Raw genomic sequence first — 12,394 nt, forward strand, 5'->3', positions numbered from 1 at the left:
TTTTTAATTCCCTTCATATTTGGTATTTACATACTCTAATATTTTTGTTGTAATATCCACCCCTTCTTTACCATAAAAAATATTGCCATTACCTTGTGTGCCTAATATAATTTTACATTTATTTATTTCCCCATACTCTTTTATATATTGATTTAATCTACCCCATATTTTTTCATGCATATCTTTAGACAAAACATCATTCATTTTTTTCAACTCTTGATCTTCTTCTCTTAAATAATTTTCTAACTCCTTCATTTTTTCTAAATTTTCTTGTTGTCTAAAAATAGAGTAGATCGTATATAAACTATCTAACTTCTTCTTTTGGAAATTAATTTTTTTAGCATTCACTTTCCCTAAGTCATTAGACATATTAAATCCATTGAAAAGTTCTATATTATCTACATATACAACACCTTTTGATGAGGCATTAAAAAGATACAATACTATACATACGATTGTTAATAAAACAATATTACATATGACAAGGTATGTGATATAATTATTTTTCATAACTCTTTTATATTTATATAAACTTATGGTTTAGCATTTTTACAAAAACGGAAAATCAATCCTATAATTAGTCATTAAGCAATATCTTTAAGACGTAAAAAAACACTCTATAAAAACATAATCTACTTATAACCTAATGATTACAAAGCCTTAATTTTAAAGCCTAGATAAATTCGTATATTAAACTAAGTGGTTATTTATAACTATATTATAAGTAGTATGAAACGAAAAAGTATTTTATAAATACACACAATCAAACTACATTTATTAATATTTCAAATTCTAGTGCAATATTAATACATTGTAGTTTCGTTTTCCGACACTTTGTAAAAAAATGAAAAAAAAAATCAAAACTTTAGAACTTGATTTGCTATTAATAATATATCACCATTAAATTCTAGTGCAATATTAACACATTGTAGTTTCGTTTTCCGACACTTTGTAAAAAAATGAAAAAAATATTCTGAGTGTTTAAAATCGATATAAAAGAAGTGTTTATTATAAAAGAAAAGTATTTTATACAGTTGATACTTAAGATGAAGTATTTTTTCTGTAACATCATCATAAAGTATTGTAGGTATTTACTATAAAACACAAACAGAATTTGTAGAAACCATTATCTGCCTAATTCTACAAAATGTAGAGTTCTCTCCATAAAATTATATAAATCTTGCATTTCCTTTTTTCCTGCTTGTTTTCCTAAACTTCCTGCAAAATAGAGAACAAACCATATAATAAATAGAAATACCATTGCGATTATAGAAAATAGATGCGGTTTTTCTAAACGTATATTAACATACATCCATATCAAAGACCCAATAAACAACATAGCAACTATAAAATGTAAAAACATAAATAATGTCCAAACAGTTGGACTTGGACCAAAAAGACCTTTAAGCAAATGTTTTTTTTCTGCAATTTCATAAATTTCTAAATGAAGTTGTGGAGACCAAAAATGCTGTTTGCTTTTTGGTATACGTATAAAAACATGATGATCTATTCGGTTTACTACAAAATTTGGATTGCTCTTTCCTATTTTCTCAAAAGCTTGTAATGCTTTTTCCGAAGATATATCCAGTTCTTTAAAAAACCTAGGACGTAAAACAATATCTTTTGAAATTTCCATAAATGCAATTAAGCACCAATGTTAATTTTTTTTGTGATTTTAATTTATGATTTTTATCAGTTATTAAAAAAGGTTAAAAGATCTACCCTATTCCTTTCATCGTAAGAAGAGTAGTTACCCAAACAATCACTGACGAGAAAAATATACCTATAGTATTAGCTACAAAGGCTTCTCTTTTTCTAATTTTAAATAAATATGTTGCAATACTGCCTGCATACACTCCAGTACCAGGTAAAGGAATCATAACAAAAAATATTAGTCCCCAAAATCCGTATTTCTGAATTTTATCTCCTGATCCTACCTTTGCTTTTCTAGCTATATAAATTGCAGATTTTTTATATACTTTCCATTTAAGAAAATAATTATTTACCTTTTCTAGAAAAAACATCATTAAAGGAAAAACCAATACATTGGATACAAAACATACCACAAATACTAAGTAAATATTTAATCCTCTAAACATTCCATAAGGAATTCCTACTTTTGCTTCTCCAAAAGGAGAAATACTCCACAAAATTGCAATAATTATATCCTGAATCACAAGCTTACTTTCTTAAGATTTGCAAAGTTACAGTTCTAAATAATTTACACCATACTTTTAAATCATAAAATTATACAAATAATTAAAGTAAAAATGATAAATCATTTATTTTATAAAATGATCATAGATATCATCTATACAATTTAAATGTAATAAATCAATTTTAGGGTCTATAAGCAACCTTGATAACCTTCCATTAAGAGCTACTTTAAAAGTTACAAATAGATACATTCTTAAAATTTTTCTTCTTGTATTCTTCTTGTATTCTTCTTTTAAATACTACACAAATTGCTAAATCATGTCTGATTGAAAACTCATTTGTTTTTCCTGTATACGTGTTAAATATACTGATGGGGTATAGTCACTTTATGTGTAAGATATTCTTTTGTGGTTGTTCTCCTTTTTTTATAGGAATATATAATCTTTTGAAAATAGTTTTTTACTCACTACTCGTTATAAAAAATCAATAACCTTGGAGCAAGATCGCGAGATATGCTTCCGAAAATATATTTTGTTTTCGAGGCAAGACTCGGAGAATTAAACTCGACAATGTGGATTAAACTTCCTACAATCATTAACCAAGAATCCCATATGTTCTAAAATAAAAATCTTGGATGGAATTGAACAGAACTTATAGTTATTAAAAAACAAGACTGACCTCATTCTTATAAAAAACAAGGTCAGTCCAACTCAACTCACTAACTATAAAGAATCCAATAAGTAAATTTATTGCATCATTTTCTGAGACAACTCTTGTAATTGCTCTGATTTTTTCTGCATGTATTCACTTAGTTTTGTAACGTCTTCTCCAGAAAGGTTCCCCATTACTTCCTGTGCTTTTGTTCCTAATTCTTGACCTTTTTGACCAAGAGAGGCAAAAGCTGTCATATCCTTACTTTCTACTGCTTTTTTATAATCTTCGATATATGCTTCGTAAGCATTTACGTATTCTTGAACATTTTTATCGCTAAAACTCGGAACACCTACCTTAGTAGATCCTTCAGAACTATTCTCTTCTTTTTCTTCGGTTTTCTCTGTATTCTCTGTGTTTTCTGAAGATGTTGATGTTTCTTTAGTTTCGTTCTTACAAGACGCAAATAATATCGCTATAACTAAAGAAAGGTTTAAAATTACTTTTTTCATGATCTGTTTTTTTTTTAATGTTAACTATTTAGATAAATTCTTATTCTTTATTGGTGGTACAAATTTGATATATTTTGTTCTTACACCAAACACTCTTTTCAGTGAAAATACAGTACCCCGAAAACAGGGTGTTTGGTGTTTTTATACTTCTATAAATCATAGAAGTAAATTATTACTTTTAAATTCTACTTTTTTATTAATGGTTTAAAGTCTAAATTTATCTTCTATAAAATTTTCCTAAAATAAAAATTGATCCATTCCTTTAATAAAATAATTTATGACAGTACAAGATATAATTCAATGGTTTGAGAATTACCCCTTTCTTATAATAGGTTATTTTACCATCCTTATTTTCATATCCTTATTAGGTCTTGCTATAGTTAATAGAAGAAATTTTAAATCACCAATTACACTCTTATATAGTTTACTAGTGTATGCAGTAACTATCCCTGGATTATTAGCTTTGATTATAACTGCATATAGTTTTTTATTTTTGAAAACAAATTTGCTCGAGATTAATATTCTTGCCTATTTTGTTCCTATAATTGCGATGATAATAGTCCTATTTATTATAAACAAAACAGTCCCTATGTATTTAATACCAGGATTTGGTAAACTTTCTGGATTATTTGTGATAATTGCTATTACTTTTATAATAACCTACGTTTTACAAAAAATGTTTTTTGGAGTATTTTTTGTTGGAAGGATTCAATATTTATTATTATTCTTTTTAGCCTTACTTTTTATCTTAAGGATTGCATGGAAAAAAATCACTAAGTAAAATTTCTCTATAACGAATCAATAACCTCGGAGGTAGTCACGAAGTATGTTTCTGAAAATATATTTTGTTTTCGAAGCAAGCCTCGGAGAATTAAACTCTAAAATGTAAATTAAATTAATCTTTATATTACACTGCTTAATCTCTTCTTTTTTTTAAATATTTTTATTCACTTTAAGATAAAGCTGTTCTACCTTATCTCTTGCCCATTGTGTTTTTCTTAAAAATTTAAGGCTAGACTTAATTGATGGATCTTTTTTAAAGCAGTTAATATTGATTTTCATCGCCAATCGTTCCCAACCATAATATTCTACTAAAAACTCTAATATATACGCTAATTTCAACCCATGTAAAGGATTATTTGGTTGTTCTTTATTCAGGTCCTTATTGTCCATTTTAATGACGAATTAAAGTATTTAATCTTTTATCTCATTTTAGCTTTGAAATAGCCTATAAATAATTTTAATTATTTGTGAATATTTTTTAATCCTTCGTAAACAACAATGCTAACAGCATTAGCTAAGTTTAGGCTTCTAATATGAGTGCTATACATTGGTATTTTATAAAGTTTATCTAAGTTTTTAGTAGTTATATCTTCCGGCAATCCTACAGATTCTTTTCCAAAGACTAAAAACATATCGTCTTCATAATCTATAGAATAGTGGTCTTCCTTTGCTTTACTGGATAGGTAAACCATATTTTTATCTTTATTCAACAAATAAAACTCTTCTATACTATCATAAATATGTACAGAAATGTGTTTCCAGTAATCCAAACCAGCTCTTTTTAATCGGGAGTCATTCAGTTCAAAACCAAAAGGTTTTACCAAATGTAATTTAGATCCTGATGCTAAACTAAGTCGACCTATATTTCCTGTATTCATAGGGATTTCTGGTTCTATGAGTACAATGTTATACCCCATACGTATTTATATCTTTTTAATTTTTACTATGAAACATAACCCTCATCACTTGATATTATATTTTTCAAGCTTAAATACTTTAATCACACAAATACTACCTAAGAAGCCAACATAGTTGCTTTTATTTGCTTTACTATTTCGATATGATCCAATCCATAATCTTTCCAAGCCAGATTTAGCTCTTTCATATCAAAATGTTTTACTATGGTACCATACTCCTCTTTTTTACCATTAATAGTAGGATACCCTATTACATATACACTATCTGCTAACTCAACTGCTAACTCTATATCATGTGTAGAATATATAATAGTATTAAACTCATGAGTAGAGGTTATTAAATGAAATGCTTTTTTAACATCTTCTATATTACCAACATCTAAACCTGAAAATGGCTCATCTAATACCATATAATGACCAGAACATAAAATCTGTTCTATAATTGCGGTACGCTGTCTTTGTCCTCCTGATAATTCATTAGGATATTGATCTTTTGCTTTTTCTAACCCCCAATCCGATAAATAACTCATTATAAGATTATGTTTTTCTTCTTTAGAGATATTCTTTTTACGTAGTGCAAACAATAATGCCTGATATACTGTTTTATTTCTAAACAACGTATATTTTTGATCTACAAAGCCTATATCTCCTTCATGTACTTCTTTTGCATCATTTTCTGAATCTGTAGTAGTATCAGCTATCAATATTTTACCAGTAGTTGGTTTCACTAAACCTGTCATAGCTCTAAACAAAGTAGATTTACCTCTACCTGATCTACCTACAAAAGCAATTACCTGTCCTGTAACATTATTTGCTCTAACGACATCTTTTTCTACAAATTTAATATCTTTTATTACTGTTTTATCACCATAAGCGACACTTAAATCTTCTACATATAATAATGTATTATGCGTACTATAATTCATTTATCTAAATTTTAGAGTATCTAAAAAAAGTTTTTCTTAAGTAGTCTAATACAAAATCTATAGACAAACCAACCAATAATATTACTATTTGTAATGCTATAATCCTACCATGATTCATAAACTTATCTGAATTTTTGATCAAGAAACCTAATCCTCCTGCTGCTACCAAAATAGATTCTACCGTAACTAACATCATCCAAACAATTGCTAAATTTTGTCGGATCACTTCAATTACATAATCTATTCTTCCTTTTATAACCACTTCCCAAAGTACTTCCCATCGGTTACATTGTAGAGATCGTGCATGGTCAAACTCTTCTTGTGGTATAGAACTAATCATACTTAATAAGGATGTGGTGAGATATGTGCTCATAAATACAACAAGCACCCATACTTGCATGGTTCTTGCATCACTAATAAGAATCGCAAGATAAAATGATATTCCGGTAAGTGGAAGATAACGAAGTTTACTTAATGTCTTTGCTATCGGCGCTACTACAGGAATAGTGGATAAATAAGTAACTATTAGAGAAATCACTACTGCTATTAATATTGCTTTTACACATAATAATAAGGAACTACCTATGTGTACTACCAAACCTTCATTATAAAGTTCTGTAAACCCTGTTAGCACCTGCTTTGGAGATGGAAATAAATGCCTATCTCCCATACTGGAAATGAACCAGAAAGCCAGAACTATGACTATCCATACACCGATGATTAACAATCGATTGTTTTTACTTATTTTTTCAAATGGTTTAAACAAATACTTCATAAAAGACTGGTTTCTAAAAACAAACCGTCTTATATATAGAATAAATTATCCTGTATAGATAAGACGGCTCTTATTAGTTTACTATCATATTACTTTAAAAGTGTAATCACTACTCTTCTATTTTTTGCTCTACCTTTTTCTGTAGTATTAGCTTCAATAGGTTGATCTTCTCCTTTTCCGATTACGGATTGAAAACGAGATTGTGGTATTCCTTTACTTCTAAGGAAATTCACTACTGATTGTGCTCTTCGTTGCGACAAATCATAATTAGATTGTGTCGATCCAGTATTATCTGTATGCCCTTCTAATCTAAGTTTTGTATCTTCTGCTTGAATAAGAAGGTTGTATATGGTTTCTAAAGTTTTTGCCGAAGATCCTGAAATATTAGCACTTCCTGTATCAAAATTAATATTCCATTCTCCAGAAGCAAGTACTTCTTCTGCTTCTTTAGTATAATCTGCTTTGTAAGCAGAACCTGCATCTATATCATTGATATTTTTGATAAAATAAAGATTTACAGCCTCATCATAAGGTACTATCCGTTTTACAGACTCATTAAACCCAAAGGGATTAAGTTCACTTAAATAAGAAGATACTTGATTGTATACTGCTTTGTATCGGTTAGTCCCATCGGTAATCCCATAATATTGCATTACATCTGCATAGTTGAAAACTCTGGATCCTCCCATATTATAGTCGATTCCATTTTTGTTTCCTTTTTGCCCTTTAAACATATCATACCAATATTTTGGTGTCTCTAAGTCATATGTTTTTGCTATTGCCTCAGACGCTCTTACTCTCCAATCATCATATTGTTTCATTTGATTAGAGGCTGTTAAAGCAGATTTTAAGATATTACTTACAATATCTGGATGTTTTACAGACCATTCTTTAACGGCAATTACCGTTGTTGCCATTTGATTATTGAACTCCTTTGTAGAGATAATATCTGTAAATCCACTTAAGGCATCAAAAACCATTTTATCTCCAGGTGTCCAAGTAGCACATCCATCTACTTTTTTGTTTATTGTTTTACCTGTTAGTTTTCCATTTTTGACTTCTTTAAGAGGAACTGTCCATCCTGCTTTTTGAGATTTGATAAGTTCTTCTGCTGATTTTATGTAATCATCATCTTGTGATGGATAAAAGTTTACTGCATCTGGATCATAGGTAGTAACATCTGGATTTACTTTTAAACCATTAGCAAAAGCATAGTTAAGAGCGGTAACCCAATCCCCATCTCCAAGTACTGCAGAAATTAAAGCTCCTTTCATACTTTTTGGATCTACTTTCCAGCTTGGTGGTCCTATTAATTTATCCTCACCATAACTAAGCCCTACAGCTCCAACCACTTGCACATGATATTTATCTTTCCCAAATTTATCATCCAGTGCTTGTTGCATAGTACTAATATAAAAAGGTGCACCATCTCCCATCATCATAATTGCAAATGCACTTTTATCTGCATCAGGAAATTCTTCGCCTCTATCAAACTCCTCTATAAATTTCATTTGCATGTTTCTTAATTCAGAAAGCCAATCTTGGCGAATTATTTCTAAATTAACTCCATTTTTTTCCATTAGAGAACCTTTTGTAGTTTTTGGACCTCCATTAGATACGATTATACCAGACTGAGCGTTCCATGCATAGGCTGCCATTCTAACAAGTGGCTTATTCTTTACATCGCTAGAAAGACTGGTGGATGGTAATTCTAATTTTTCTGAAGTTGTAATATTATCTACTTCGTCTTTATTTATGTTTAGTTCGTCTAATTGTTTAGCTTCTCCAACTCTTAATCCTGGAGCAAAATAATATACTGCCCCCAGAATACCTCCTAGTAAAATAATTACAAGGATAAGCTCGGATAATGTTGTGAGTTTCTTCGTTCTTAAGATTTTACCCATTTTTTAATTTTTATAATAATTTTTATTTCAGTTAGTTAGTCAAACATATTTCCAAAACCACCACTAGCATCTTTGTCTTCTGCTGTTAGTTTATAGTTAGGATTTTTGTATTTTTTAGAGTCTGGTATATAGTCTTTTCCTGTTTTAATATTATCTGCCAGTGTATCTAATTGCGAATATAATTCATCGCTATCCATATCATACTTAGAGGTTAACATATCGATATCGGTTAGATTTTCCTGTGTTTTTGCTATATCCATCGCAATAGTTTCTGTTATTACATCTAATGCGTATTCCAGTTCCCAATCTTTAGTAAATAGCATTGCTGATTTGGCGCCATCTGTTGCTGCTTTTGCGGATTTAGCAAATTGATATTCTTTTTCCAACATTTTTATGGTTACCTCAAAATCTGATATTTTAATATCTATAGCGGTTCCTGCAAGTGTTAGTTTTCTATCTAATTTACCCATTACATTAGCTCTACTACCGTATTTTTGAATAAAGCTTTTACTTTGTTTTAATTGGTGAGCAATTTGTTGTGATTGTGATAGTTTTTTTGCCAAAGCGCTATGTAACTCTACATACTCGTCTGTATCTTTGCCCGCCTGTCCTTTTTGAGCTATAATATTTTCCATCTTGCTTCGAAGAGTTTCTGCTTGCTTTTGTAACGTTAATACGTGATCCTGAAACTCTTTAGATTCTTTTTCTGCTCGGGATGCCTCTAGTTCCATATTACTCTTTAAGGCTTTAATTTTTGCTTTAGAATCTTTAAACACTTTTCTGTTCAACAGCATTTTTTCTTTTTGTTCCTGCAATTCTCCAAAAGGGTCGTGTTTAATCAACGACTTGTGAATTCCTCTTGTTACTCTACGCAAAAATTTAAAGATTACTGGTAACATCAAAATGAAAAATATAACAAAAACAGCTACTCCTGCAAGTGCTATGATTTGTCCTAATGCCGTAAACAAAGGCGGAAGAACATATACCCATGCGGCATATCCTAATCCTGCAAATAATGCTATTTTAAGAAAAGCATTTAATCCTTTTTCGCCATTTCTCCAATTTTTAGGATTTAAAGATATTTCTCCTTTTTCATCATCGAAATGTTTAAGAATAGGAAGATCTAATAAATGACTTTTTGATTCTTGATCCATTAATGTATTGCTTATATATTACTTTTAATTCCGTTTACAACAGCTACTATCGTTTCTAATATTTTTGATCTTGCTTTATCATTAGCAACTATCTTTTGGTCTATTTCTGAAACTTCTGACATTATATCTGCATCCAAAGACTGAAGCATATTTTTCTTTACGCTTATTTGATTCTGAATTTCTATTAATTTCTTTTCTAAATCAGAAATCTCTACACTTAAGGTATCCTTTTTTACTTTTTGAGCATTTAATATACTTGTTCTCTTACCATTACCTTTAGTTTGATACTGTTTATGTACTTTTTCTATTTCATTGATATAAAAATCTGCTTGTGTAAGAAGTGTATCTTTGGTCACACTGTTATCTACACCTTGTGCCATTGTTAATGCCATCTTATATACAGATGGATCGTTTGAACCTACTGCTTTTATAGCTTTAAAGAATTCATAAAAATCATATCCTGGTTTATTAAGAGAATCAAAACCAGATTCGTACATTTCTATTACAGTATTTAATACATTATCGCTTACCAACGTTGTTTTTGGTGGTTGCTCTGGGAATTTTGAAACTGGTTTACTAGATTCTGGAAAAGAATTAGAACTAGGTTGTGATTGTTGTGATGTTTCTGTAATATTTTTTTCTTCGGATGTTTGGTCATTTATAAAAAGACCTTTCCAATTAAATTTTTCTTTAGCCATTTAAAATTATATTTGATAAACGTATTAGTACTAAAATACTGATCAAGGTGTAAATTTATGCAAATTATAATAAACAACCTGTTTTTTAACCTAACCTAGCCCTATAATTACCTGTTTTTTCTAAACAAATAATTTTATACCTGTTTACCTTATTGTATTAGTGTTATCTTATTTAGATTTGTTTCGTTTTATTTATTACACCAATAAGTATTTAGAATCCAAGTGTATAAAATTCTAAAAATACACTTTTTTATGATAAAAAAACAACAAAAATTTGGTTTCTAAGTCTCTGGTTTTTCTTCCTTATTTACTTTTTCACAATCCAAGATACTTTTTTATATTAAACTCTATAAGCTCTTTTCTTTTATTCCTCTACCTCAAAAAGAATGATTTCCTTTACTGTTTTTAATATTTCAGGAATATCATCTTCAGTTAGCGTCATTAATATTTCTTCGGTAATTGGCTCTATCGAAATAATTCTATTAGCTTGTCTTTCTATAATTTTTTCGAATAGGTTTCTAATTGTTCTTGCGTTACCAAATCCTTTATGTCTTTTTTCATAAATTCTGTCTAGTATTTCTTTTAATTTTTCTTCTGCATCTTCTGTTAGTTTAAAATCTGATTTTTTTGCAAAAAGCTTAAAAACATCTAATAATGCAACTGCTGTAAAATGATCAAACTTAAAATACCTGTTAAATCTGGATTGTAATCCTGGGTTGGTCTGAATAAATCCTTGCATTTCATCTGGGTAACCTGCTACAACGATAACCAAATCATCCCGATAATCTTCCATTCGTTTTAGTAACACCTCGATTGCTTCGGAGCCAAAATCATTCAATCCTCCAGAAGTAAGCGCATAAGCTTCATCTATAAACAAAACACCTCCAATTGCTGATTTAATAATTTCGTCTGCTTTGATAGCCGTTTGTCCAACATACCCTGCTACCATTCCTGCTCTATCTGTTTCTACTAAATGTCCTTTTTCTAAATACCCCAAATGTTTATATATTCGACCTAACAAACGTGCTACTGTTGTTTTACCAGTACCAGGAGGTCCCATAAAAACAGCATGCAAAGAGTTGTTTGAGGATTTTAATCCTTTTTCCTCTCGTATTTTTTGAATTTGTAAAAAATTAGTAAGGTCTTCTATATTTTTTTTGATATCACTAAGACCTATTAATTCATTCAATTCCTGAAGTACAATCTCTATAGTATCGTCTTCAGGAACTTCATTATATTTTGCTTTTTTAATAAATATCTTTGGGTTATTTGTTTTATCAGACATTTGTTTTAAAAACCCTCGTTCTTTTTCTGTTATTGTACCATCTGCGTTTACGATAAGTAAAGCTATTCTATTTATAAACGAAATAATATTTAGTGCTTGTTCGCTTTGGGTTTTTAGTAATATAGAGGGTAAAACAAATTCATTTTCCATTTCCTCTACAGCTTCAAAAAAAGAAGCAGTCCTGATAATATTTATATTCTTATCAAAATGTGAAGATAAGGGTAGCTCATTTAGTTTTTTTAAATCATAAGTTGCACTTAGATCTCTGCCTTGTAGCTTTTCATAAAAATAAACTAAAATAAACTTAATCTTTGTTACTACTTTAAAAGAACCTTGATGTATATCCAAAAAACCTTCAAACACCTTTACAACATCTCTTAAAAGAATATGCTCTGCCTTGTAGCTAACTCCTCGAAAATCATCTTTTACAACTGAAGAAATCGTGTTTGTAAATTCTGTCTTAGTATTTAGAGATTTGCAAACTGTAAGTGCTTTATCTCCTTCTCTTTTAAGGATATTTATATAGTCTGAAGAGATTTCCAATACTTTCTATTTTTAAATTTTTTTAAACAAATATAGTAACTGAGATTTATTATCTTGATAAAAATAAAAAAATGCCTATTACACCTAAT

General features: G+C 29.4%; 13 protein-coding genes. 1 reads left to right on the top strand and 12 read right to left on the bottom strand.

Annotation, left to right across the window (positions count from 1 at the left end; genetic code table 11):
• Window positions 1-3 precede the first annotated feature (3 nt).
• The 4 genes from H527_RS0114750 to H527_RS0114765 form a co-directional block, all read right to left on the bottom strand.
• Window positions 4-510 (bottom strand): OmpH family outer membrane protein, encoded by a 507-nt coding sequence (locus tag H527_RS0114750; protein WP_081414617.1) that lies wholly within the window; start codon window positions 508-510, stop codon window positions 4-6.
• Between the two features lie 616 nt (window positions 511-1,126).
• On the bottom strand, window positions 1,127-1,636 hold the full coding sequence (locus H527_RS0114755; protein ID WP_027413419.1) for a hypothetical protein: 510 nt from the start codon (window positions 1,634-1,636) through the stop codon (window positions 1,127-1,129).
• Window positions 1,637-1,718: 82 nt separating this feature from the next.
• The gene (locus H527_RS0114760) at window positions 1,719-2,177 is read right to left on the bottom strand and encodes a COG2426 family protein (protein ID WP_027413420.1); all 459 of its coding nucleotides are present in this window, start codon (window positions 2,175-2,177) and stop codon (window positions 1,719-1,721) included.
• Between the two features lie 726 nt (window positions 2,178-2,903).
• Entirely contained in the window at window positions 2,904-3,320 is a 417-nt protein-coding gene (locus tag H527_RS0114765; RefSeq protein ID WP_027413421.1) for a hypothetical protein, read from the bottom strand.
• 277 nt (window positions 3,321-3,597) lie between these two features.
• Between H527_RS0114765 and H527_RS0114770 the strand changes: the two genes are divergently transcribed.
• A complete protein-coding gene (locus H527_RS0114770) occupies window positions 3,598-4,101 on the top strand; it encodes a hypothetical protein (protein WP_027413422.1) in 504 nt (167 codons plus the stop codon).
• A 152-nt stretch (window positions 4,102-4,253) separates the two neighbouring features.
• On the opposite strand, the gene H527_RS0114775 is transcribed toward H527_RS0114770, so the two are convergent.
• From H527_RS0114775 to H527_RS24020, 8 genes are all read right to left on the bottom strand, one after another.
• Window positions 4,254-4,493, bottom strand: coding sequence for a VF530 family protein (locus H527_RS0114775; protein ID WP_081414618.1), 240 nt, complete (start codon window positions 4,491-4,493; stop codon window positions 4,254-4,256).
• Between the two features lie 71 nt (window positions 4,494-4,564).
• On the bottom strand, window positions 4,565-5,020 hold the full coding sequence (locus H527_RS0114780) for a tRNA (cytidine(34)-2'-O)-methyltransferase (protein ID WP_027413424.1): 456 nt from the start codon (window positions 5,018-5,020) through the stop codon (window positions 4,565-4,567).
• A gap of 98 nt (window positions 5,021-5,118) precedes the next feature.
• Window positions 5,119-5,946, bottom strand: coding sequence for an ATP-binding cassette domain-containing protein (locus H527_RS0114785; RefSeq protein ID WP_027413425.1), 828 nt, complete (start codon window positions 5,944-5,946; stop codon window positions 5,119-5,121).
• A 4-nt stretch (window positions 5,947-5,950) separates the two neighbouring features.
• Complete coding sequence (locus H527_RS0114790; RefSeq protein WP_027413426.1) at window positions 5,951-6,721, bottom strand: ABC transporter permease; 771 nt, start codon at window positions 6,719-6,721, stop codon at window positions 5,951-5,953.
• 89 nt (window positions 6,722-6,810) lie between these two features.
• The gene (locus tag H527_RS23200; RefSeq protein ID WP_051316788.1) at window positions 6,811-8,625 is read right to left on the bottom strand and encodes an OmpA family protein; all 1,815 of its coding nucleotides are present in this window, start codon (window positions 8,623-8,625) and stop codon (window positions 6,811-6,813) included.
• A 35-nt stretch (window positions 8,626-8,660) separates the two neighbouring features.
• A complete protein-coding gene (locus H527_RS0114800; RefSeq protein ID WP_027413427.1) occupies window positions 8,661-9,779 on the bottom strand; it encodes a TMEM70/TMEM186/TMEM223 family protein in 1,119 nt (372 codons plus the stop codon).
• Between the two features lie 11 nt (window positions 9,780-9,790).
• The gene (locus H527_RS0114805; RefSeq protein ID WP_027413428.1) at window positions 9,791-10,477 is read right to left on the bottom strand and encodes an ATP synthase subunit B family protein; all 687 of its coding nucleotides are present in this window, start codon (window positions 10,475-10,477) and stop codon (window positions 9,791-9,793) included.
• A gap of 364 nt (window positions 10,478-10,841) precedes the next feature.
• Window positions 10,842-12,305 (bottom strand): AAA family ATPase, encoded by a 1,464-nt coding sequence (locus H527_RS24020; protein ID WP_155837910.1) that lies wholly within the window; start codon window positions 12,303-12,305, stop codon window positions 10,842-10,844.
• Window positions 12,306-12,394: the final 89 nt, after the last annotated feature.

Source organism: Aquimarina muelleri DSM 19832, assembly GCF_000430665.1.
Classification (GTDB): domain Bacteria; phylum Bacteroidota; class Bacteroidia; order Flavobacteriales; family Flavobacteriaceae; genus Aquimarina; species Aquimarina muelleri.